General features: G+C 70.5%; 26 protein-coding genes and 1 pseudogene. 5 read left to right on the forward strand and 22 right to left on the reverse strand.

From position 1 onward, the window contains the following. Positions 1 to 38 precede the first annotated feature (38 nt). Together SAVERM_RS20720 and SAVERM_RS20725 are read right to left on the reverse strand one after the other, a co-directional pair. Positions 39 to 761 (reverse strand): HAD family hydrolase, encoded by a 723-nt coding sequence (locus SAVERM_RS20720; protein WP_242432113.1) that lies wholly within the window; start codon positions 759 to 761, stop codon positions 39 to 41. Positions 762 to 790: 29 nt separating this feature from the next. Continuing rightward, positions 791 to 1642: a GntR family transcriptional regulator gene (locus SAVERM_RS20725; protein ID WP_171033173.1), complete on the reverse strand. Its 852-nt coding sequence runs from the start codon at positions 1640 to 1642 to the stop codon at positions 791 to 793. Positions 1643 to 1822: 180 nt separating this feature from the next. Here SAVERM_RS20725 and SAVERM_RS20730 point away from each other — a divergent pair, with 180 nt between their 5' ends. Continuing rightward, positions 1823 to 2011, forward strand: a complete 189-nt coding sequence (locus tag SAVERM_RS20730) for a hypothetical protein (protein ID WP_010985451.1) — start codon at positions 1823 to 1825, stop codon at positions 2009 to 2011. Between the two features lie 6 nt (positions 2012 to 2017). Here SAVERM_RS20730 and SAVERM_RS20735 read toward each other — a convergent pair whose 3' ends face one another. From SAVERM_RS20735 to SAVERM_RS20750, 4 genes are all read right to left on the reverse strand, one after another. Continuing rightward, on the reverse strand, positions 2018 to 2920 hold the full coding sequence (locus SAVERM_RS20735; RefSeq protein ID WP_107082969.1) for a winged helix-turn-helix domain-containing protein: 903 nt from the start codon (positions 2918 to 2920) through the stop codon (positions 2018 to 2020). 376 nt (positions 2921 to 3296) lie between these two features. Continuing rightward, positions 3297 to 4553, reverse strand: coding sequence for a GNAT family N-acetyltransferase (locus SAVERM_RS20740; RefSeq protein WP_010985453.1), 1257 nt, complete (start codon positions 4551 to 4553; stop codon positions 3297 to 3299). A gap of 123 nt (positions 4554 to 4676) precedes the next feature. Continuing rightward, positions 4677 to 5666, reverse strand: coding sequence for an asparaginase (locus SAVERM_RS20745; RefSeq protein WP_010985454.1), 990 nt, complete (start codon positions 5664 to 5666; stop codon positions 4677 to 4679). A 190-nt stretch (positions 5667 to 5856) separates the two neighbouring features. Beyond that, complete coding sequence (locus SAVERM_RS20750) at positions 5857 to 6453, reverse strand: RsiG family protein (protein ID WP_010985455.1); 597 nt, start codon at positions 6451 to 6453, stop codon at positions 5857 to 5859. A gap of 170 nt (positions 6454 to 6623) precedes the next feature. Between SAVERM_RS20750 and dtd the strand changes: the two genes are divergently transcribed. After that, complete coding sequence (gene dtd / locus SAVERM_RS20755; RefSeq protein WP_010985456.1) at positions 6624 to 7061, forward strand: D-aminoacyl-tRNA deacylase; 438 nt, start codon at positions 6624 to 6626, stop codon at positions 7059 to 7061. Positions 7062 to 7110: 49 nt separating this feature from the next. Here the strand turns inward: dtd and ygfZ are convergent, their stop codons facing one another. The 6 genes from ygfZ to SAVERM_RS20785 form a co-directional block, all read right to left on the reverse strand. Continuing rightward, a complete protein-coding gene (gene ygfZ, locus SAVERM_RS20760) occupies positions 7111 to 8076 on the reverse strand; it encodes a CAF17-like 4Fe-4S cluster assembly/insertion protein YgfZ (RefSeq protein WP_010985457.1) in 966 nt (321 codons plus the stop codon). A 10-nt stretch (positions 8077 to 8086) separates the two neighbouring features. After that, positions 8087 to 8524: a Fur family transcriptional regulator gene (locus SAVERM_RS20765; protein WP_010985458.1), complete on the reverse strand. Its 438-nt coding sequence runs from the start codon at positions 8522 to 8524 to the stop codon at positions 8087 to 8089. Positions 8525 to 8600: 76 nt separating this feature from the next. Beyond that, the gene (locus SAVERM_RS20770; protein ID WP_010985459.1) at positions 8601 to 9176 is read right to left on the reverse strand and encodes a heme-binding beta-barrel domain-containing protein; all 576 of its coding nucleotides are present in this window, start codon (positions 9174 to 9176) and stop codon (positions 8601 to 8603) included. Positions 9177 to 9465: 289 nt separating this feature from the next. Beyond that, positions 9466 to 10311, reverse strand: a complete 846-nt coding sequence (locus SAVERM_RS20775) for a hypothetical protein (RefSeq protein WP_010985460.1) — start codon at positions 10309 to 10311, stop codon at positions 9466 to 9468. Continuing rightward, positions 10308 to 11099: a hypothetical protein gene (locus SAVERM_RS43755; protein WP_010985461.1), complete on the reverse strand. Its 792-nt coding sequence runs from the start codon at positions 11097 to 11099 to the stop codon at positions 10308 to 10310. The genes SAVERM_RS20775 and SAVERM_RS43755 overlap by 4 nt, the downstream gene beginning before the upstream one ends. A 74-nt stretch (positions 11100 to 11173) precedes the next feature. Then, positions 11174 to 11749, reverse strand: coding sequence for a hypothetical protein (locus SAVERM_RS20785; RefSeq protein WP_306292867.1), 576 nt, complete (start codon positions 11747 to 11749; stop codon positions 11174 to 11176). Positions 11750 to 12144: 395 nt separating this feature from the next. Here SAVERM_RS20785 and SAVERM_RS20790 point away from each other — a divergent pair, with 395 nt between their 5' ends. Next, a complete protein-coding gene (locus SAVERM_RS20790) occupies positions 12145 to 12507 on the forward strand; it encodes a DsrE family protein (RefSeq protein ID WP_037650797.1) in 363 nt (120 codons plus the stop codon). 22 nt (positions 12508 to 12529) lie between these two features. On the opposite strand, the pseudogene SAVERM_RS45600 reads toward SAVERM_RS20790, so the two are convergent. The 10 genes and pseudogenes from SAVERM_RS45600 to SAVERM_RS20830 form a co-directional block, all read right to left on the reverse strand. Next, positions 12530 to 12646, reverse strand: a pseudogene (locus tag SAVERM_RS45600) (VOC family protein); the annotation flags it as partial. A gap of 45 nt (positions 12647 to 12691) precedes the next feature. After that, a complete protein-coding gene (locus SAVERM_RS45605; RefSeq protein WP_306292866.1) occupies positions 12692 to 12826 on the reverse strand; it encodes a VOC family protein in 135 nt (44 codons plus the stop codon). Between the two features lie 10 nt (positions 12827 to 12836). Then, positions 12837 to 13097, reverse strand: a complete 261-nt coding sequence (locus SAVERM_RS20800; protein ID WP_037650795.1) for a DUF3099 domain-containing protein — start codon at positions 13095 to 13097, stop codon at positions 12837 to 12839. Between the two features lie 88 nt (positions 13098 to 13185). Continuing rightward, on the reverse strand, positions 13186 to 13473 hold the full coding sequence (locus tag SAVERM_RS20805; protein ID WP_010985465.1) for a DUF1416 domain-containing protein: 288 nt from the start codon (positions 13471 to 13473) through the stop codon (positions 13186 to 13188). Positions 13474 to 13503: 30 nt separating this feature from the next. Then, positions 13504 to 14343: a sulfurtransferase gene (locus SAVERM_RS20810; RefSeq protein WP_010985466.1), complete on the reverse strand. Its 840-nt coding sequence runs from the start codon at positions 14341 to 14343 to the stop codon at positions 13504 to 13506. Positions 14344 to 14484: 141 nt separating this feature from the next. Further along, positions 14485 to 14565, reverse strand: a complete 81-nt coding sequence (locus SAVERM_RS45955) for a putative leader peptide (protein WP_351515640.1) — start codon at positions 14563 to 14565, stop codon at positions 14485 to 14487. Positions 14566 to 14789: 224 nt separating this feature from the next. Next, positions 14790 to 15533, reverse strand: a complete 744-nt coding sequence (locus tag SAVERM_RS20815) for an LmeA family phospholipid-binding protein (RefSeq protein WP_010985467.1) — start codon at positions 15531 to 15533, stop codon at positions 14790 to 14792. A gap of 229 nt (positions 15534 to 15762) precedes the next feature. Then, a complete protein-coding gene (locus SAVERM_RS20820) occupies positions 15763 to 16965 on the reverse strand; it encodes a hypothetical protein (protein WP_037650793.1) in 1203 nt (400 codons plus the stop codon). Positions 16966 to 16973: 8 nt separating this feature from the next. Beyond that, complete coding sequence (locus tag SAVERM_RS20825; RefSeq protein ID WP_010985469.1) at positions 16974 to 17228, reverse strand: MoaD/ThiS family protein; 255 nt, start codon at positions 17226 to 17228, stop codon at positions 16974 to 16976. 92 nt (positions 17229 to 17320) lie between these two features. Then, entirely contained in the window at positions 17321 to 18214 is an 894-nt protein-coding gene (locus SAVERM_RS20830) for an alpha/beta hydrolase (RefSeq protein WP_010985470.1), read from the reverse strand. Positions 18215 to 18506: 292 nt separating this feature from the next. Between SAVERM_RS20830 and SAVERM_RS20835 the strand changes: the two genes are divergently transcribed. Together SAVERM_RS20835 and SAVERM_RS20840 are read left to right on the forward strand one after the other, a co-directional pair. Beyond that, positions 18507 to 19316 (forward strand): response regulator transcription factor, encoded by an 810-nt coding sequence (locus tag SAVERM_RS20835; RefSeq protein ID WP_010985471.1) that lies wholly within the window; start codon positions 18507 to 18509, stop codon positions 19314 to 19316. Between the two features lie 63 nt (positions 19317 to 19379). Beyond that, complete coding sequence (locus tag SAVERM_RS20840) at positions 19380 to 20423, forward strand: LacI family DNA-binding transcriptional regulator (protein ID WP_010985472.1); 1044 nt, start codon at positions 19380 to 19382, stop codon at positions 20421 to 20423. Positions 20424 to 20464 lie beyond the last annotated feature (41 nt).

A 20464-nucleotide genomic window follows, 5' to 3' on the forward strand; every position in this document is an offset into this window, starting at 1 on the left:
TGGGCAGCACCCCGGTCACCGACGGCGGCGGCGGGCGCTCACGGCCGGGCGGAAGCGGACTGCTCCCTGAGGACGCGCAGCACCAGCTCCAGCGACCCCACGATCTCCTCGGCGCCGGCCTCCTTCAGGAGCTTCTCCTTGCGGTCGTTGCGCGCGTAGCCCAGGAAGGGAACGCCCGCCCGCTGTGCGGCGAAGTAGTCCGAAGGGGTGTCGCCGATCATCAAGGACGCGGACGGAGCGGCGCCCATCGCGTTCAGCGCGCGGTTGAGGCAGTGCGGATCCGGCTTCAGAAGGTGCAGGTCCTGGGTGCGGCCGTAGATGTGCGGGGCGAAGCACGCGCTGAGGCCACGGCTCGCCACGTACTTGCGGGCCACCCGCGGAGAGTTGTTCGTGGCGATGGCGAGTCGGGCGCCGACCGCCGTCCAGGTGCGGATCAGGGGGTCCGCGTACGCCGTGGGCATGGCCGAGGACGCCGCGCGGAGTTCCTGCTTGGTGAGACGTTCCTCCAGCTCGGCCACCAGGTCGCTGCCGGGGTGTCTGCGGTCCACCGCGCGCAGGACTATGTGCGGGTCCAGAGCCTCGCGTTCCGTCTCCGACAACAGGGCGTGCAGGCCCCGGCCTTCGAGCCACTCCACGAGCTCGACCGCCACCCGCTCCGCCTTGTGCCCCGCGAACAGCCGACAGATCGGCCCATCGAAGTCGAAGAGGACGAAACGGGCCCGCGTGATCAGTTCTCGCAGTTTCTCGGTCTCTGCTGTCACCAGTTCAGTCTGCGTCGCATCAGAAGTCACTAAGAGAGTGTCAGGTCCGTCGTGATGGTTTCCCAGAGGGCGTTGAACCACTTCTGGGATTGGTCCACGAACGCGGCGTCCCGCTGGCCCACCCGGCTCTCGAAGGAGAAGAGCAGGGACTTGGAGCCGAGGGCGTCGTACATCTCCAGGGTCCGGCTCTCCACCTCCTCCTCCCGCTTCGTCAGCATGTAGTAGGCGATCAGCGCCTCTTCCTCGTTGAGCAGGTACAGCTTCACCGGCGGGGTGAACGGCAGGGCGCGGAAGGTCACCCGGACGTCGATGCCGTGCGAGGAGCGCAGGGCCTGGAGGTTGTGGCGCAGGACATGCCCCTGGGCGTTGCGCTGCTCCAGCCAGCGCTTGTGGACGGGGTCGCCCTCGGTGCGGCCGTCGACCTGGATCGGGAACGCGAGGTTGATGTCGCGGGACGGGAGCAGGATGCGGACGTCGATCGACTCCGGGCGGAGCCGGCCCTCATGGATCTGGCGGACCGGTTCGCCGAGCGCCAGCATCAGCGTCTCGGCGGTCAGGCAGGCCGCGTCCACATGGACGTGCGGGACCCCGAACGCCGCCGTGAGCCGGGGGGCCAGGCCCACCATCGTCGGCTGAGGTTCGTCACGGGTGGGCGTGACCTCCGCGATCCGCGGCGGGCTCCCCTTGCTGACGTTGCTCAGCAGGCCGTCCTCCTGGAGTGCGCGCAGGGCCTGGCGGACCGTGCCGCGTTCCACGCCGAACTCCTCCGCCAGTTCGGCCTGGGTCGGCAGGCGGTCGCCCGCCTTCAGGTCGCCGGCGCGGATGCGGTCCCGCAGGGTGTCGGCGATCTCCTGGGGCGAGAGCCTTCTGCTGCCGTTCACTGCAACGTTCTCCTGAGTCACGACCAAACGCTACAACTTCGGTCCATCTATGGGCAGTTGTTTGAAAGTTGTTTATGAGTAGGTACCAACTGGGGATAACTTCACCATAGTTGGTTGCCAACTTAGCAGAGTTGGCGGAGGGTTTGCCTCCACCTCAACCCCGCAGAAGGAGGTACCACCATGCCCGTCATCGCCCTCCTCACCGCCGTCTTCGTCGTCGGATTCGAGCAGATCGTCCAGTGGCGCTACGGTGCGAGCGGTGTCGTCGGCCTGCTGCTGCTCAGCATCGGCGTCAAGGCCAAGAACCCCACGTGCAGCTCCATCGGCGCCGTCGTCCTCGCGCTGACGGTCGCCGGCCCCGCGCTGTGACAGCGCCTAGTTCGTGAACTCCAGTTCCGAACTGATCGTCTCCCACAGCGCGTTGAACCACAGGTGCGACTGCTCCACGAACGTCGTGTCCCGCAGGCTCGCCCCCTGCGCGAAGGCGAACAGCATGGACTGCGTGCCTTCGGCGTCGTACATCTCCAGGTACTCGTGGTCGATCTCCTCGCCGCGCCGCGTCAGCGTGTAGTACGCGAACAGCGCCTCCGACTCGCCCAGCAGGTAGAGCTTCACGGGCGGGGTGAAGGGGAGGGCCCGGAAGGACACGTGGACGTCCACGCCGTGCGTGGCCCGCAGCGCCAGCAGGTTGTGCCGGAGCACCTGCCCCTGGGCGTTGCGCTGGGTCAGCCAGCGGCGCTGGAGCCGGCCGTTGTGCGACGCGTCCACGGGTGCCGGGAACGCCAGGTCGATCTCGCGGCTCGGCAGCAGCACCCGGACATCGACCTTGGCCGGTTTTATACGTCCCGCGTGAATCTCGCGCAACGGCTCGCTCATCGCGAGCGTCAGCGAGACCGAGGTCAGGCACAGGGCGTCTATCTCCACGTGCGGGACCGCGAAGGCCGCCGACACCCGCGGGGCGAGCGCCACCATCGTGGGCTGCGGCGGAGTTTCGGGCCCGGTCGGCACACCGCCTATGTTCTGAGCGACGGTCGCCGGGCTGCCCTTCGAAACATTGGAAAGCAGCCGCTCCGCCTGAAGGATGCGCAGCGCCTCCCGTACAGCCCCACGCTCCACCCCGAACTCGTCCGCCAGCCTGGCCTGCGTGGGCATGCGCTGTCCCGGCCGCAGCACTCCGGACCTGATCCGGCTGCGCAGCTCGTCGGCCACCTCGCGATGTGACGCCTGTGGCTGTCGTGACCTCTTCCGCCCCTTGACGGAGGCATGTTCCGGGTCCACGACAAAACAGTACAACTTCGCGCCATCTTTGGGCAGTTCAGTGAAAGGTGGTTATGAGACGTCCCCAATCGGAGATAAGTCAAATGGAGTTGGTCGCCAACTTGAGCAACATGGTCACACTTCCGAGGGTTGGTTATCGCGGGCGACGCACGTGACAACCGTCCGGCAGCCCCGCTGACCGGGCTCCCTTCCGGAGGGGAGCCGGGAGCTCGGTCGGCCCGCACAGCCACAACTTCATACGGCGTACGCACCACTGGCACAGCCACAACCGCATACGGGAGCACCACCGCACAGCCACAACCGCATAGCTACGGATACGAACGCGATCCCGAACCGGCAGGCACCCGCACGGAAGGAGAGCACCGCCCACCCGGGATCAGAACATGTCCGGGCACCACGGTCGCCCGGACGTTCGCAGCAGGGCGTCGGCAACGGAGGCGGCGCCCTCTTGCTGTTCCCGCACCCGGCCGAGCGCGGCCAGCCGCACCGCCGACGCGTCGCCCAGCCACAGCGCCGCCAACTCGCCCACGTCCAGCGTGAGTCCGGCATCCCGCGTGGTCGGCTCGCAGACCGCCCCGTCCGGCCCCACCGTCAGCCGGTACCGCCCGCCGGCCAGTCCGTGCCGGTCCACGACGTCCAGTACGAGCGTCCCCGACCCGTCGTACGTACGCGCCTCCAGCGCCCGTACGACATCCAGGATCCGCACCCACAGCCAGTCCGCGTGCGTGGTGACGCGGGCGGCGCGGGGATCGGGCAGGAAGTGCGGCAGCAGGTCGTCGGGGGCCCGCCAGCCCGTCCTGACCTTCGTGATCCAGTCGATGGAGCACAGGTAGTGCCACAGGGCGCGCTCCGCGGCCGGGGTCGTCGCGATCAGCCAGTTCACCTTCGCCGTGTTCTGGGGCTGCTTGGCGTCGCCCCAGTGGTCGTCGCACTCGTACGACACCAGGCCCTCGACCTCGCCGGACGCCGAGCGGTACACGGCGTAGAAGGGCTCCGTCCACGGTGAGCGGTCCAGGCGCACGACGCCCGTGTGGACCTGCCACCAGCGCTCGTCGCGGCTGACCGCGCCGGGCTGGGTACGCCTGAGCCGCTCGTGCAGCTCCGGGCCGGCCTTGCGGACGTCCTCGCCGTCGACGAGGTCGATGCGGCCGCCGTCCCCGGGGCCCGACCAGCGGGGGTCGAGACCGGTCCTCGGCACGTCGATCGTCCACTCGGTGGAGTGGGTGGCGGCGCCGAAGCCGTAGCGCCCGTAGATCGGGTACTCGGCGGCGATGAGGGTGGCGACGACGTCCCCGCGCTCCTTCGCGGCCGCGAGGTCCTGGGCCATCATGCGGGTGAGCAGGCCGCGGCGGCGGTGCGTGGCGGTGACGGTGACGTTGGAGATCGCGTCGGCGGGGACGGAGGCGCCGCCCACCGCGGTGAGCTCCTGCGGGAACGATCTGAACGTCGCGACGCAGCGGCCGTTGTCGAAGGCACCCAGGGTGCGGGCCGGGACGAGGTACGAGCTCCGGTCCGCGACCTCGCGTTCCGAGACCTCCGGGGAGCGCAGGAAACCGGTGTTGAGGGCGCGGATCCAGTCGGCTGTCTCGGCCTCGGCGATCGGGCGTACGTCGATGTCGTCGGGGCGGCTCATACGGTCACGCTAGGCGTACGGCGATGGGGTGTCGCGGGAATTTTGCACCCCGCCTCCCCGGCCGCCCTCCCTGTCCCGTCCCCGTCCCGTCCTCTGAGTGCTGCCGCCCATGACGGGCCGGGGTCAGAACGCCGCCCGGATCTCCCCCACCTCGCGCCCGCCGCCGAGCAGCGGCGCCGCCCCGATCCGGGCCACCACCGGCGCGGCCACGCCCATGAGAGCGAGCGCCCGCGCCAGAACCGGCCCCAGCGCGCGCGTCGCCCCGTCGTCCACCTTGAACGCCAGCGCCCGGCCGTCCGGCAGGGCCACCGCCTGGACCGCCTCCGCGCCCATCTTGGACAGGGCGCCCGGCAGCTCACGCATCAGCCAGGTGTCGGGGCGGCGCGTGCCCGCGACGTACTCGGGGTGGGCGCGCATCGCGTCGGCGACGCGGCGTTCGGCGGTGCCGTCGGCCGCCAGCACGAAGGAGCGGAAGGCGCGCGCCAGGCCCGTCAGGGTGATCGCCATGAGGGGGGCGCCGCAGCCGTCGGTGCCCACCGCCGCGACCGGCTCGCCCGCCGCCTCCTCCACCACGGTGTGGATCAGCTGCTGCAAGGGGTGGGCCGGGTCCAGGTACGAGTCCAGCGGCCAGCCCCGCAGCGCGGACACCGCGAGCATCGCCGTGTGCTTGCCGGAGCAGTTCATGGTGACGCGGTCGCGGACGGCGCCCGCGGCCAGGTACGCCTCGGTCTCCACCCCGTCCAGCGGCAGGTCCGGCGGGCACTGGAGCTGCGCCGCGCTCAGCCCGTGCTCGGCCAGCATCTTCTGGACCAGGTCCCGGTGGAAGGTCTCGCCCGAGTGGCTCGCGGCCGCGATCGCGAGGCGCTCCCCGTCCAGTTCCAGGCCGGCCCGCAGGATGCCCGCGGCCTGCATCGGCTTGTTGGACGAGCGGGGGAAGACGGGAGCCGTCACATCGCCGAGCGCCAGCTCCACGGAGCCGTCCGCGGCCAGCAGCACCAGGCTCCCCCGGTGCCGCCCCTCGACGAAGCCGGAACGCACGACCTCCGCGAGGACGGGCGGTACGGCGGACACGGCGGGAGCGGCGGGTATCGCGGGCGTGGCAGGGGCGGACATCGGCGGTGGCCTTCCGGGACGGGACGGGACCTGCCCGGGCGGCGGGCCGACCCGGTCTCCCGGGCGGGCCGGAGGTCTCCCTCCGGCCGCCTGGCGCGAAGGTCTCCCTCCGGGCCCGGCGCCGCGGCCGCCGGAATTCCCGGGGCCGCAGTGGCCACGGGCGGGCCCGGGATCGCCGGGGCCCGCCTTGTCACATGAGCAGGTCGTCTACTTGTGCTTCCCCTTCACGGTACCTGCGGGCGATCTCGGCGCTGCAATCGTCCGCCGTGCGCTGGAGCTGCTGGCGGCTGCGGGAGACCTGCCGCTCGTAGCGCACGAGGCGGCCCATTCCCGCGCCCAGCTCGTCGTCCGTCCGTGCTTCCAGGTCCGACAGCTCGACCTCGGCGAGCATCTCGGACGCCAGTCGCCGGGGCTCCTCGCCGTGCGGCGTGCCCACCGTCACATGGCGGGCCGACGAACGCTGCCGGGCGGGCGCGTCCGTGAGGATCTCCGAAAGCCGCTCCATGACCCCCGCCGGCGTGCCCCCCGCCGGTGCCGCGAGCCCACCGCGGCGCGCCAGCTCGGCCCGCAGGATGTCGATACGCCCCTGGAGCAGCCGCCGCACATAGCTGAGGTCGGCCTCGTCCCGCTGGGCGTCCCGGCGCAGCGTGCGCAGCTCCGGCAGCCGCAGCACGGACAGATCGGGCTCGGGCGGAGCCGCGGGCAGGGGGCTGTCCGTGCGCTGCACGGGCGGCCTGTGTGTGCCGACCCCGGGCAACTGCCCGGTACTCGTAATCGGTGTGCTCATCCGCCTCTACCGTCCCCTCGACCGGATTGTGGGAGCATCGTGCCATTCCAAGTGGCCGCTATGTGACCGAGTGCCCCCGATCGGCCCCAGATGGCGGGTTAAGGCTAATTAAGGAAACCCCCTGACGCCCCCTGACGGGGTCTGCTCACCCGCACGGCATGATGGCCCCCATGCGTGCGGTGGTGCAGAGGGTGGACGGCGCGAGCGTCGTCGTGGAAGGCGAGAACGGGCCGGAGACGGTCGGTGAGATCAACGGCGAGGGGCTCTGTGTCCTGGTCGGGGTCACGCACGACGACACCGAGGAGAAGGCGGCCCAGCTGGCCCGCAAGCTCTGGTCGGTGCGCATGCTGGCCGACGAGAAGTCGTGCAGCGACATCGACGCGCCGCTGCTCGTCATCAGCCAGTTCACTCTCTACGGGGACGCCCGAAAGGGGCGCCGCCCCACCTGGAACGCGGCCGCGCCCGGCGATGTCGCCGAGCCCCTCGTCGACGAGGTGGTCGCCCGGCTCCGCGCGCTGGGCGCGACGGTGGCGACGGGCCGGTTCGGTGCGCAGATGCGCGTATCACTGACGAACGACGGCCCGTTCACCGTACTGATCGAGAACTAGGGCAGAGCTTCAGGGTTCCAAAGCTCTGCGGTTCCGGGGCTCCGGGGCTCTAGGGCTCTACGACGACTTCCTGAGCGGCCGCCGTGTTGTCCGCCACCAGCGGTGCGTCCAGCGGCACGTTCCGCTTCACCAGGGCGAGGGCGATCGGGCCCAGCTCGTGGTGGCGTACGGACGTCGTCACGAAACCGATCTTGCGGCCGTCCGGGCCGTCGTCCGCGAGGCGCAGCTCGGTGCCGTGCGGCGGCAGGTGGACCTCGCTGCCGTCGAGGTGCAGGAAGACGAGCCGGCGGGGCGGCTTGCCCAGGTTCTGGACCCGGGCGACCGTCTCCTGGCCGCGGTAGCAGCCCTTCTCCAGGTGGACCGCGCTGCCGATCCAGCCCAGCTCGTGCGGGATGGTCCGGTGGTCGGTCTCGAAGCCGAGCCGCGGGCGGTGGTGCTCGACGCGCAGCGCCTCGTACGCGAGCAGCCCGGCCGCGGGGCCGCTCCTGTCCGCGTACGACTCCAGCTCGGCGCGGGGCAGGAACAGGTCACGGCCGTAGGCGGTCTCCCGTACGACGACGTCGGCGGGCACGTCGGCGATCGAACCGGCCGGCAGGTGCACGACCGCGAACTCGCCCGTCCGGTCGGCGACTTCGACGCGGTAGAAGAACTTCATCGACTCCAGGTACGCGATCAGCGCCTCCTGGGTGCCGGGCTCCACGTGGGCCCAGGTCGTCGTGCCGTCGTCGACCAGGTACAGGGCGTGCTCGATATGGCCGTGCGCGGAGAGGATCAGCGCCTCGGTGGCGCGGTGGGCCGGGAGCTCGCTGACGTGCTGGGTGAGCAGCAGGTGCAGCCAGCTGAGCCGGTCCTCGCCGGTGACCGTGACGACGCCGCGGTTCGAGAGATCCACGAAACCGGCGCCGCCCGCGAGGGCGCGCTGTTCGCGGAACAGGTCACCGTAGTGGGCTGCGACGCCTTCGTCCGCTCCCTCGGCGGGAACGGCGCCGGGCAGGGACAGCAGGGGGCTCTTCATACGCCTAAGCCTACGACTTGGTAGTTGAACTCTTGAGTGCGCAGTTCTGGCACCGGCCGAAGATCGCGAAGTGCTTCATGTCCGTGTCGAAACCGAAGGTCTCCCGCAGCTTCGCGGTGAACTCGGCGGCCACCCCGATGTCGGCCTCGATGACGTTCGTGCAGTCCCGGCACACGAGGTGGATGTGATGGTGGCGATCGGCGAGGTGGTACGTGGGCGCGCCGTGCCCGAGGTGCGCGTGGCTGACCAGCCCCAGCTCCTCCAGGAGCTCGAGGGTCCGGTAGACGGTGGAAATGTTGACCCCCGACGCGGTCTTCCTCACTTCCACGAGGATGTCGTCGGGGGTCGCGTGCTCCAGCTTGTCCACGGCTTCGAGCACAAGTTGCCGCTGCGGGGTCAGCCGGTAGCCGCGCTGCCGCAGATCGTTCTTCCAGTCGGTGCTCACCACACCACAGAGTCTAGGCCGACTTGAGGAAAGCGACGGCTGCTTGAAGCGATCACTCCTACCTGAAGGGCGATCACTCCTACTTGAAGAAGGCGATGCCGTCGTCCGGCATGTCGTCCGGCAGGGCCTTCGCCCAGCGCTCGACGTCCTCCGGGGTGACGACCTTCTTCAGGTGCGCCGACATGTAGGGGCGCAGCTCGACCTCGGGGGTCTGCTTCTCGCCGACCCACATGAGGTCGCTCTTCACGTAGCCGTACAGGCGCTTGCCGCCGCTGTACGGACCGGCGGCCGCCGTGCGCGCGACCGCGTCCGTGACCAGGTCGATCTGCGGCTTCTTGGCGGCCAGCTCGCCGTACCAGATCTCGACGACGCCGTCGTCGCGGGTCATGACGGCCTCGACCTTGCGGGCGGCATCGACGCGCCAGAACCCGGACTCGGTCTCCAGCGGCCTGACCTTGTTCCCGTCGGCGTCGAGCACCCAGGTGTGCGAGTGGTACTCCAGGAAGTCGCGGCCGTCGTGGGTGAAGCTGACCTCCTGCCCGAAGTTGCACTTCTCGGAGCCGGGGAAGTCGTGAACGCCGGCGCCGGCCCAGTTGCCCAGCAGGAAGGCAAGGGGGACGAGGTCCTTGTGGAGGTCGGACGGGATCTCGATCATGAGCAGCTCAGCAGTCTCGTACGTCTGGAAGGGGGGCGGCCGTGACGGTGACTCGGTCGGTGACGGAGGTCAGCGCTGGCCCTGGTACAGCTTCTTCACGGTCAGCCCGGCGAAGGCGAGAACGCCGACGCAGACCAGGACCAGCAGGGTTTCGAAGAAGATCTCCACGGGGTGCTCCTCGGTGACACGGTGAAGGCGGTGCAGGGCCGGGCCCCACTCTAGTCGGGTGGGGCCCGGCCCTCTCTTTGAGGTACGCCCTGCCGGGCCTTTGAGGTACGCCCTGCCGGGCTCAGCCCAGCATCTGGCTCTGGAGGGTCACCGTCTGCTGGAACGGCACGGCCTTCGCGCCGCCCGCACCGGACTGCACGACGACCGCGAGAGTGTCGGAGGCGCCGAGATACGCCTGGCGGTCCTGTTCGCGCCCGTACGGCCTGGTCTCCGCGAACACGGCGCGGTCGACGCCCTCGACCCAGGTGGACTCGGGGAACTTCTCGTCCCGGCTCAGCTGCGCGGCGCCGCGCAGCGCGTACCGCGGGGCGTCGTAGTCGGTCAGCTCGCTGGAGAGGAGGTCGTCCACGACCGCCGCGGTGTCGAACTGGAGCAGGTAGATCCGGGTGCGGGTGCCGTCCTGGGTGGTCCAGCCGCGGGCGGCGATGTGCCGCAGGCCGTTGTCGGCCAGCAGCTGCCGCACGGTGTCGCGGTCGTCCTTCCCGGCGTACTCCGCGACGAAGGTCTTCGCGGGCAGCCAGCCGTCCTCGCCACGCAGCGTCCTGTCCTCCTTCGCGCCCTCGGGGGCGGGCAGGACGAGGGCACGCAGGTCGGCGTAGTGGGTGCCGGCCTTGTTCGCCTCGGCGAGCGGTCCCGGGCTGCCGGACGGCAGCGGCGGTTTGACGATCTCCGGGTACTCCCACCGCCCGTCCGACGCGGTCGCGAGCCCCGGCACATCGGTCCGCTCCATCGCCGCGATCCCGTACGCGGACGCCGCCCCGACGGCCGCGAAGACCACGACGGCGGCGCTCCACCGGAGCACGGCACGCAGGACGCGGCGGTCTTTTTTGACGGGAGGAGCGGGGGGAACAGGGGGAACTGGGGGTACAGGTGGTGCGAGGGGCTGCGTGTCCGTCTGCTCGGTCATACCGCCTCCCCCGGTTCGGCGATGCGGTCGAGCTGGGTGCGGAGCAGCATCGCCACGCCCTTGGCGTTCAGTGGCTTGGCTCCGTACGCCGTGGCGCTGACCAGCACGTCGCCCTGGTACGCGGAGCAGATCATCGCGTCGAGCTTCTCGTCCGCGTCCTTCGGCGGCAGATAGCACTGCGCGTTCTTGTGTCCCTCGACCTTCGGCCCCTTGCGCAGGACGCCGAGGGCGGTGAGGAACTCGTTCTGGAACGTCGAGATGTCCCGTACGGCCGCCCGGCTCTCCAGCTGGGACAGCACCATGCTCACCGTGAACGCCTTGTCCGCGTAGAGCGTCGAGTTACCGGCCTGGGACGTGCTGAGGTAGCTGCGCATCACCATGCCCTTGATGCGCTGCTTGTCGATCCGCTTCTCCAGCCGGAGTCGCTGCGAGCGGGGCAGATCGCGCAGCGACTCCTTGCGCAGGGCGGTGGCCCGGGCGCCGCTCAGCTCCGCGTCCGCGCCGAACTCGTCGAGGTCCGGCCCCCGGGTGAAGCCGTCGGTCTCGTACGGCACGAGCATGCCGCCGAGCCCCGAAGAGGCGGCCGTCTCCGTCGTGGCCTCCTTCTTCGCCTTGGGCAGGTTCCAGACGGGCGCGCCCGCGTCACGGTCGGCGCCGTTGACGGTCACGACGGTGTAGCCGGTCCCGGCGACGACCGCGGCGGCCAGCAGCACGGATCCCGTGACGGCGGCGACACGGCCACGGCGTACGGGCTTCTTCGGGGCGGTGCCGGCCTCCGGCAGGACCACCGTCTCCGCGGCGGCCGGCTCGACGGGCCCGATCAGCCCGCCGGTGACGGGGCTCTGCCCGACAGGGTTCTCGCTCACAGCCGCCCCATCTGCCGCGCGGCCAGATCCATGATCTTCTCCTTGGGGATCGGCTTGGTGTCGAACACCCAGAGCTGCATGACGATGTCACCGCGCCAGGCGTGCGCCTCGGCCGAGTACACCGGCTGATAGCCCGGCCTGGCGTCCGGTGTCGTGTGGACGTACGCCATGCCGTCCCCCGTACCGGGGACGGTCCAGCTGCGGGTGCCGGCCTCTTTCTCCGCCCAGTACTGGAGGTCGGCGGCGGAGTCGGCCGCGGCGAGGTTCTCCTCCTGGCGGTACTGCACGAGCTGGACCCGGACGTTGTACGTGCTGCCCACGCGCCAGGTGGTGGCGGCGGACCGGCGGAACTCGTCACTGATCGCGCCGCTGAAGGCGCCGGCCGGCTGCTTGAAGCCCTCCGCGTACTCCGCGAGTCCCACCCAGCCGTCGTGGCCCGGCGTGTACGCGGTGTCGCGCGCCCCGGCCGGCCGCTTGAGCAGCAGCTCGCGCAGGTCGCCGTCCGTCCTGACCCGGCGGTCCCGCGCGGCCGACAGCGGCTCGGGGCCCTTCCCCTTGGCCTGCGCGACCACGGGCTGCGAAAGGGACGGCAGCCTGGTTGGCTCGCGGTCGGCCTGGATCAGAAAGCCGGTACAGGTACCGGCGACGACACCGAGGACGGCGGCCGTGGCGATCAGCGAGGTCGTACGCCCGCGCCGCCGCGAAGCCGACGGCGCGGCCTCGGGAGCTTCAGCTAATACAGGCGCATCAGCTGATACAGGCGCTTCAGCCGGTACAGGTACGTCAGCCGATACAGGTACGTCAGCTGCTTCGGGTCTTTCCGGTACTTCCGAGACTTCCAAGACGTCCCCCCACAGAACGCGAAGCGTGGATTCCGTATCCGCGCGCACAGGAGACCCATGGCCCGCTCACGGGGTTGCCCGGGGCTTGATCACGATTCGGACAACGGCCGGACTACCATGCGGACATGGCGAAGAAGCTCGTGATCAAGGTGACGGCCGGTACGGACGCCCCGGAACGCTGCTCGCAGGCGTTCACCGTGGCGGCGGTTGCCGTGGCCAGCGGGGTGGAGGTCTCGCTCTGGCTGACCGGCGAGTCCGCGTGGTTCGCGCTGCCGGGCCGCGCCGCCGAGTTCGAACTGCCGCACGCCGCCCCGCTGCCCGACCTGATCGACTCGGTCCTGGCCGGCGGGCAACTCACCCTGTGCACGCAGTGCGCGGCCCGGCGGGACATCACGGAGAAGGACGTCCTGGACGGCGTACGCATCGCGGGCGCCCAGGTGTTCGTGCAGGAGGCGATGGCGGACGGGACCCAGGCGCTCGTCTACTGAGGCGCCTGAAGCGTCCGGAGCGTCACGGGGCGGTCCGCACCCACAGGCAGAACGGGTGGCCCTGCGGGTCCAGCAGCACCCGTACGTCGTCCTGCGGCTGGTGGTCGGCGAGTGTGGCGCCAAGCCCCAGGGCGCGGGCCGTCTCGGTCTGGAAGGCGAGCGCGGGGCCGCTGCCGTCGGGCGGTCAGGTCAGCACCCGGTCCGGCTCCTCGGAGCGCACCTCGTACTCGAGCAACCGCCCGTAGAACCCGGCCAGTTCCCGCGCGTCGCTCGCGTTGCTCACGTCGAAGACGATGCTGGACAGTCGCGTGCGCCCCATGAGCGCCTTTCTACTGCCGCCGCTTCTTGCCGTCCAGCTCGTCCCACCACTCGTCGGACTTCGGGTCCCCCGACGGGTCGTCCCACCAGCGGTCCTCGGGGCCTCGCCGGTTGGCCACCATGGCGGCGAGCGGGGGGATCACCATGGCCACCACGCACATCCCCACGGCCACGGGAATCGACCAGAGCCGCACGACTGCCCAGGCCAGGACGAAGAGGCCGATGCACGTCCCCATCATGGCGAAGTAGACATGCCGCCGTCGCGCGTACATACGTCCAGCGTAGGCCCGCACATGCCGAAGGGCCGCACCCCGAGCGTCCAACCCGGGGGTGCGGCCCTTCAGCCGTCGGCGGGTGCCGTCAGACGGCGATCGCGACCTCCGCGAGGCCGCCCGTCTGGGCGACGACCGTGCGGTCCGCCGTGGCGCCCGGCACCAGGGCGCGTACGGTCCAGGTGCCCTCCGCGGCGTAGAAGCGGAACTGTCCCGTCGCCGAGGTGGGGACCTCGGCGGTGAACTCGCCCGTGGAGTCCAGGAGACGGACGTAGCCCACCACGGGCTCGCCGTCCTTCGTCACCTGACCCTGGATGGTGGTCTCACCGGGCTTGATCGTCGAGGCGTCGGGGCCGCCGGCCTTCGCTCCACACATATTTCGTTTCCGTCCTTCAGGCCTTGAGGGTTACTTGTTGGCGCCGAGCTCGATCGGGACGCCGACCAGGCTGCCGTACTCGGTCCAGGAGCCGTCGTAGTTCTTGACGTTCTCCACGCCGAGCAGCTCGTGCAGCACGAACCAGGTGAGCGCGGAACGCTCACCGATGCGGCAGTACGCGATCGTGTCCTTGGCGAGGTCGACCTGCTCCTCGACGTAGAGCTCCTTGAGCTCGTCGTCCGACTTGAAGGTGCCGTCGTCGTTGGCGTTCTTCGACCACGGGATGTTGCGGGCGCTCGGGATGTGGCCCGGACGCTGCGACTGCTCCTGCGGCAGGTGGGCCGGGGCGAGCAGCTTGCCGCTGAACTCGTCGGGCGAGCGGACGTCGACCAGGTTCTGCGAACCGATGGCCGCCACGACGTCGTCGCGGAAGGCGCGGATCGCGGTGTTCTGGGCCTTGGCCTTGTAGTCGGTCGTGGCGCGGGTGGGCACCTCGGCGACCAGGTCGCGGGAGTCGAGCTCCCACTTCTTGCGGCCGCCGTCGAGAAGCTTGACGTTCTCGTGGCCGTAGAGCTTGAAGTACCAGTAGGCGTAGGACGCGAACCAGTTGTTGTTGCCGCCGTAGAGGACCACCAGCGTGTCGTTGGCGATGCCCTTCTCCGACAGGAGCTTCTCGAAGCCCTCCTGGTCGATGAAGTCACGGCGGACCGGGTCCTGGAGGTCCTTGGTCCAGTCGATCCGGATCGCGTTCCTGATGTGGTTCTTCTCGTACGCGGACGTGTCCTCGTCGACCTCGACGATGGCCACGCTCGGGTCGTCCAGGTGGTCCTGGACCCAGTCGGCGTCGACCAGGACGTCGCTGCGGCTCATGCTGTTTCTCCTCCGGGGCAGGTGCGGCGGGGTGTGCATCAGAGAGGGGTTGCGCGCGGTCGTCTCGTGCCTGGTGGCGTACGACGCGGCGCACGGGCCCTGGCGATGGGGCCTCGGGAATGCGGAAGTCTGCGCTTCCGCTCAGAAGGAGCGACAGAGCATGGCGGCGACGCGGCACAGGTCTACTGCCCGCCGCTTCGTGAGGTCCGCCTGTCGCTTCATAGAGTCGATCGTAGGGACGGACAGGCGGGCATGTCACCGGCGTGTCGCATGATGAGATGCGATCGTCCGGGATGTGGGACGCCAAGGGGGCCGGGGCGGTGTCCGCCCGGTTCCCGGGCCTCGGTTCGCGTCATCGCATCTGCTGTGCGGACGGGGCCGTCTCGCCTTTCGGACACTTGTCCGTTCGAGGGGGCCCGGCGGATGCCCGAGGGGCCCGGGACGTCCTACCCGACGAGCTTGACGTTCGAACCCTTCACCGAGATCTCCACGCCGTCCTTGGCCGCCTCGACCTTGTCGAGCTTGATGCCGCCGGGAAGTTCGTCGATCTTCTGCTGGAAGTCGGTGATCGAGCGGATCTCGGTCTCGGCCAGCTCGACACCCAGCTTGGGCAGGGAGTCGGCGTGCACCTTGACCGTGTCGCCCTCGACGGTGACCGTGCTCAGCACGGAGACGGGGCGCGGCACCTTGGCGCCGAGGACGGTGGCCTCGACCTCGACCTTGATCTTGCCGTTGCCGCCGTCGGAGAGGCCGACGACCCGGGCGGTGAGCGCGGGGCCGACCCTGGTCGGCTCGGACTTCGCGGCCTTGAGCAGCTCGCTGTACGCGATGGTCGCCGTGCCGGTGGCGCTGTCGGCGGTGGCGGAGCTGTAGTCGCCGGAGAAGACCACACCGTGCATCTCGGCGTTCAGGTCGTCGATGCGGATCTTGCCGGTGCCGCTCGTGGCGGAGCCCGTGTCCGCCTCGTAGTTCTCGATGCCGAGTTCGACGTCGTCGAGCTCTCCGCCGGCGACCTGGGTGAGGAAGGGGAAGCCCTTGATGGACACGTCGGGCGTGCTGGACAGGCCCTCGGTGGTCTTGATCTTCTCGGCCGCCTGATCCTCGGCGAAGCCGACCGCGACCCGGTCCGCGATGACGAACAGACCGCCCAGGATCACGGCGATGATCAAGAGTATTCGCAGTGCTCGCATGCTAGGTGGTCCCCCGCCTCAGCCGTCGTACCAAGTCGTCCTCACACGACCTGAGTGGCCGTCAAACGCGAGCGTAACCCTGTCGGAGGTCTGGCCGGAGCTATACGGAGAGTTGTCGATCACTTGTGACAGGGCGGGCCTGGGGCACGGCCCGCCCCCTCGGCCCAGCACACCGGCCCGGCGCCTCAGCCCGGCGCCTCAGCCCGGCGTCCGGCTGGGGCGCCCGCGCTCAGCCCAGCGCCCGCCCCAGCAGGTAGACCGCCGGAGCCGCGGCCGCCAGCGGAAGGGCCACGCCCGCCGTCATGTGGACGAAGCGGGACGGGTAGTCGTAGGAGGCGACCCGGTGGCCGATCAGCGCGCAGACACCCGCGCCCAGACCGAGGAAGGCCCCCTGGGTGCCCAGGTCGGTGACGCCACCGACCGCGACGCCCGCGCCCGCGGCGGCGAGCAGCGCCACCACCACGGAGGCCGCCGTCGGCAGGGGCAGCGCACGCGCCAGGATCGCCACCGCGACCGCCGCGGCGCCCACGGTGACGGCGTCCGGCGTCGCCGCGAGGTGGCCGGTCGCCACGATCGCCAGCGCCGCCGAGGTGACGGTCGCCATCAGGCCGTACATCCGCTCGTCGGGGTCGGCGTGGCTGCGCAGCTGGAGTACGAGGGTCAGCAGCACCCAGACGCCGAGGGTGCCGAGGATCGCGGCGGGCGCGTTCTCCCGGCCGGCCGCCAGCAGCGCCACGTCGGCGGTGAGCGCGCCGGCGAACGCCAGCGCGATGCCCTGCCGGGCGGGCCACATGCCGTTCAGCCGGAACCAGCCCGCGGCCGTCACCGCCTGGAGGATCACCAGGGGGACGACGAGGGCGTACTCGCCGATCGTGGCCGACACGGACAGCAGGGCCCCGAGCACCGCGGTGAGCGCGGCGGGCTGCATCCCCGGCTCGATGATCGGCGACCGCCCCTCGAGACGGGCCCGCTGGGCGTCGGTGATGCGGGCGTTGCCGGTGGTGGTGGCCGGGCCGTAGCCGGATCCCTCGGCGGGCGCCTGCGGGGTGCTCCGGGCGACGGGGGCGGCGGGTGCGGCATGGGCAGCGTGGGCGGACGGGTCGTACGCCGGGGCCTCATGGGGCAGCGGCTGCCCGGCGATCCCGTACTGCTGCTGCGGCAGATACGTGGTGTCCGCCGCGGAGACCGGCTTCTGCGTCTGCGTCTCCCAGGTCTGCCCCTGCCACTGCTGGGTGTACTGCTGCTGCTGAGCGGCGTCGTCGTACGCCTGCTGCCCGGGCCACGCCTGCGGTTGCTGATGCTGCGGTTGCTGATGCTGCTGCTGTTGTTGTTGCTGCTGCGCGTAGGGCTGCTGGTGCTGATGCGGGTCGTACCCCTCGTACGGCCCGTCGTAAGGCCCGTCGTACGACCCCTCATACGGCTGGTTGCTCATAGGTCCCGTCACCCTCCTGCGAACGGCGGGAGCACCTCGACCGTGCCGCCCTCGGCCAGCCGTACCGTCTCATGTCCGCGGGTGCCCACCGGGTCACCGTCGATGAGGAACGAGCATCGCCGCAGGACGCGGACGAATTCGCCGGGGTGTCGCTCGCGGGCGGCGTCGAGCGCCTCGGCGAGCGTGGCCGCCTCGTACGGCTCCTCGGCGACCCCGGCCGCGGCCTTGGCGGCGGCCCAGTAACGCACCGTGCCCTGTGGCATCTCGTTCCTCAATCAGTGGACTCAGCGGTTGCTGCGAACAGTGGATTCAGCGATTGCTGCGAAAATCAGTGGTTCTTGTGAACACGGTCAGGCTAGCTGGCGTGCGCGGCGGCCCATGCGCCGATGCGGGACAGGAGTGCGTCGTCCGCCGCGTGCTCGGCGTGGCCCATACCGGGCTCCAGCCACAGCTCGGCGTGGTCCTGAGCGGCGGCGGCCAGCATCCGCGGGTGGTCCACGGGGAAGTAGCCGTCCCGGTCGCCGTGCACGATGAGGAGCGGGGTGGGGGCGATCCGCGGGACCGACTCGACCGGGGAGAGCGGCACCGGGTCCCAGTCGCGGTGGTGGATGCGCGTGCGCAGGCCGACGCGGCCCACCGCCCGCCCCACCGGCCGGGTCACCAGCCAGTGCAGCCGCCGCATGGGCGCCGTGCCCCGGTAGTACCAGCGGGCCGGCGCACTCACCGAAACCACCGCGTCCGTACGCGCCTGCGTGCGCCCCTCGTGCTCCGGTCCGTACAGCGCCGCGTGCCGCAGCACCACGGAGCCGCCCATCGAGAAGCCGACGGTGACCACGCGGGTGTGCCCGAGCTCACGTGCCCACGCCACCGCCGCCGCCAGATCGAGGACCTCGCGGTCGCCGACCGTGGAGCGCCCGCCGGAGGCGCCGTGGCCCCGGAAGGAGAAGGTGACCACGGCCCCGTACTGCGCGAAGGCGCTCGCGGCGCGCCGTACGTGGGGCCGTTCCAGGTCCCCGGTGAAGCCGTGCGCGACCACGATCGCCGGACGCCCGGCGGCGGGGGCGGCGTCACGGGAGGCCGTGGAAGGCGGCGTTCCACCGTCGTATACGACGTTCCCCGGTTCGTATACGGCATCGATCGTCACTCCGTCGACCGTGCGCAGAAACCTCCGCAAACGGGTACGACGTGCCGTCTCAGAGTGCGGACGATCGCTGGAACGCGCCGTATGACCTGCCGGACCAGTGCTCATGTGGGCTATTCTGCTGGGAAGAGGACTCGGGCAGCGTAGCCCCCGGGTCCTTTTGTGCTTTCTGAAGCGTTGTATACGAAGCGGGAAACCGCAGGTGTACGGCTCCTAAGAACGCATAGCGGCTCCCAGGGGCGCGGGAGACGCACGTACAGAGCAGTGCCGCAAACGTCCTCGCAGGGACCGAGGAGGAACCAGACGTTATGGGCGAGCGAACCGTGCACGACCGCAAGACGACCCTGGCATGGGGGTCCCCCCTGCTCGAGCGAAACCGAGACCTCGGGGGTGGAGCGCGATGAGTTCTCTGCTGCTCCTGACCAATGCCCTTCAGCCGTCGACGGAGGTGCTTCCCGCTCTCGGCCTGCTCCTGCACAACGTGCGAGTGGCTCCGGCGGAAGGCCCCGCCCTCGTCGACACTCCCGGTGCCGACGTCATCCTGATCGACGGCCGCCGCGATCTCCCCCAGGTGCGCAGCCTGTGTCAGCTGCTCCGCTCCACGGGACCCGGCTGCCCGCTGATCCTCGTCGTGACGGAGGGCGGTCTCGCGGCCGTCACCGCCGACTGGGGCATCGACGACGTACTCCTGGACACCGCCGGTCCGGCGGAGGTCGAGGCGCGACTGCGGCTCGCCATGGGCCGCCAGCAGATCGTCAACGACGACTCCCCCATGGAGATCCGCAACGGCGATCTCTCGGTGGACGAGGCGACGTACAGCGCCAAGCTCAAGGGCCGGGTCCTCGACCTGACCTTCAAGGAGTTCGAGCTCCTGAAGTACCTCGCGCAGCACCCGGGCCGGGTCTTCACCCGCGCCCAGCTGCTCCAGGAAGTCTGGGGCTACGACTACTTCGGCGGCACGCGCACGGTCGACGTCCACGTACGACGGCTGCGCGCGAAGCTCGGTCCGGAGCACGAGTCGCTGATCGGAACCGTGCGGAACGTCGGCTACCGGTTCGTCACGCCGGAAAAGGGCGAGCGTGGCGGCGGCAGCGACGAGGCGAAGGCCAAGGCCGGCGGCACGTCCGGGCCGGCGGCGATCCCGGCAAAGCCGGAGGATGCGGACGAGACGGCACACGTGGTGGCTTCCGAGGTCACAGCCGAGGCATAGCCAGACGGTTACGAAGATGGATACGCCCTGCCCAGGGGCGTTCCATCCGCGTAGACTCCGCGCGTGGCCAAGGTGACTCGGGATGATGTGGCACGACTGGCGGGTACCTCCACCGCCGTCGTCAGCTATGTCATCAACAACGGACCCAGGCCGGTTGCCCCGGCCACGCGCGAGCGCGTTCTCGCAGCGATCAAGGAACTGGGGTACCGGCCCGACCGGGTTGCCCAGGCCATGGCCTCGCGGCGCACGGACCTCATAGGCATGATCGTGCCCGACGCGCGCCAGCCCTTCTTCGGGGAGATGGCGCACGCGGTCGAGCAGGCTGCCGCCGAGCGCGGAAAAATGGTGCTGGTCGGCAACTCCGACTATGTGGCCGAGCGCGAGGTCCACTATCTGCGGGCGTTCCTCGGCATGCGGGTCTCCGGACTGATCCTGGTCAGTCACGCGCTCAACAACCAGGCCGCCGCCGAGATCGAGGCCTGGGACGCCCGGGTCGTCCTGCTGCACGAGCGGCCCGAGCTGATCGACGACGTCGCGGTCGTCACGGACGACATCGGCGGCGCCCAGCTCGCCACCCGCCACCTCCTCGAGCACGGCTACGCGTACGTCGCCTGCCTCGGCGGCACCGCGGAGACCCCGTCCGTCGGCGACCCGGTCTCCGACCACGTCGAGGGCTGGCGGCGCGCGATGCAGGAGGCCGGGATCCCCACCGAGGGCAAGCTCTTCGAGGCGCCCTACAACCGCTACGACGCCTACCAGGTGGGCCTGGAGCTGCTGGCCGGGCCGAACCGGCCGCCCGCGATCTTCTGCTCCACCGACGACCAGGCGATCGGCGTGCTGCGGGCGGCGCGCGAGCTGCGCATCGATGTGCCGGGGGAGCTGGCGGTGGCCGGCTTCGACGACGTCAAGGAAGCGGCACTCACCGATCCGCCGCTGACGACGATCGCCTCCGACCGCTCGGCGATGGCCCGCGCTGCGGTCGACCTCGTCCTCGACGACGGTCTGCGGGTCGCGGGCTCGCGCCGTGAGCGGCTGAAGCTGTTTCCGTCGCGGCTGGTGGTGCGGCGGTCATGCGGGTGTGCTCCGCAGGAGACGCCGGGTTCTTGAGCTCCGGGTTCTTGAGGGGTGCGGGTTTTTGAGCGCCGGGT

The sequence above is a fragment of the Streptomyces avermitilis MA-4680 = NBRC 14893 genome, from assembly GCF_000009765.2.
Lineage (GTDB): Bacteria > Actinomycetota > Actinomycetes > Streptomycetales > Streptomycetaceae > Streptomyces > Streptomyces avermitilis.

Bases quoted from the DNA above. Each gene is read 5' to 3' on its own strand.
- SAVERM_RS20730 (WP_010985451.1), top strand. From the start codon at position 1,823: ATGCCCGTCATCGCCCTCCTCACCGCCGTCTTCGTCGTCGGATTCGAG.
- SAVERM_RS20740 (WP_010985453.1), bottom strand. From the start codon at position 4,553: ATGAGCCGCCCCGACGACATCGACGTACGCCCGATCGCCGAGGCCGAG.
- SAVERM_RS20745 (WP_010985454.1), bottom strand. From the start codon at position 5,666: ATGTCCGCCCCTGCCACGCCCGCGATACCCGCCGCTCCCGCCGTGTCC.
- SAVERM_RS20750 (WP_010985455.1), bottom strand. From the start codon at position 6,453: ATGAGCACACCGATTACGAGTACCGGGCAGTTGCCCGGGGTCGGCACA.
- dtd (WP_010985456.1), top strand. From the start codon at position 6,624: ATGCGTGCGGTGGTGCAGAGGGTGGACGGCGCGAGCGTCGTCGTGGAA.
- ygfZ (WP_010985457.1), bottom strand. From the start codon at position 8,076: ATGAAGAGCCCCCTGCTGTCCCTGCCCGGCGCCGTTCCCGCCGAGGGA.
- SAVERM_RS20770 (WP_010985459.1), bottom strand. From the start codon at position 9,176: ATGATCGAGATCCCGTCCGACCTCCACAAGGACCTCGTCCCCCTTGCC.
- SAVERM_RS20775 (WP_010985460.1), bottom strand. From the start codon at position 10,311: ATGACCGAGCAGACGGACACGCAGCCCCTCGCACCACCTGTACCCCCA.
- SAVERM_RS20790 (WP_037650797.1), top strand. From the start codon at position 12,145: ATGGCGAAGAAGCTCGTGATCAAGGTGACGGCCGGTACGGACGCCCCG.
- SAVERM_RS45605 (WP_306292866.1), bottom strand. From the start codon at position 12,826: ATGGGGCGCACGCGACTGTCCAGCATCGTCTTCGACGTGAGCAACGCG.
- SAVERM_RS20800 (WP_037650795.1), bottom strand. From the start codon at position 13,097: ATGTACGCGCGACGGCGGCATGTCTACTTCGCCATGATGGGGACGTGC.
- SAVERM_RS20805 (WP_010985465.1), bottom strand. From the start codon at position 13,473: ATGTGTGGAGCGAAGGCCGGCGGCCCCGACGCCTCGACGATCAAGCCC.
- SAVERM_RS20810 (WP_010985466.1), bottom strand. From the start codon at position 14,343: ATGAGCCGCAGCGACGTCCTGGTCGACGCCGACTGGGTCCAGGACCAC.
- SAVERM_RS45955 (WP_351515640.1), bottom strand. From the start codon at position 14,565: ATGAAGCGACAGGCGGACCTCACGAAGCGGCGGGCAGTAGACCTGTGC.
- SAVERM_RS20815 (WP_010985467.1), bottom strand. From the start codon at position 15,533: ATGCGAGCACTGCGAATACTCTTGATCATCGCCGTGATCCTGGGCGGT.
- SAVERM_RS20820 (WP_037650793.1), bottom strand. From the start codon at position 16,965: ATGAGCAACCAGCCGTATGAGGGGTCGTACGACGGGCCTTACGACGGG.
- SAVERM_RS20825 (WP_010985469.1), bottom strand. From the start codon at position 17,228: ATGCCACAGGGCACGGTGCGTTACTGGGCCGCCGCCAAGGCCGCGGCC.
- SAVERM_RS20830 (WP_010985470.1), bottom strand. From the start codon at position 18,214: ATGAGCACTGGTCCGGCAGGTCATACGGCGCGTTCCAGCGATCGTCCG.
- SAVERM_RS20835 (WP_010985471.1), top strand. From the start codon at position 18,507: ATGAGTTCTCTGCTGCTCCTGACCAATGCCCTTCAGCCGTCGACGGAG.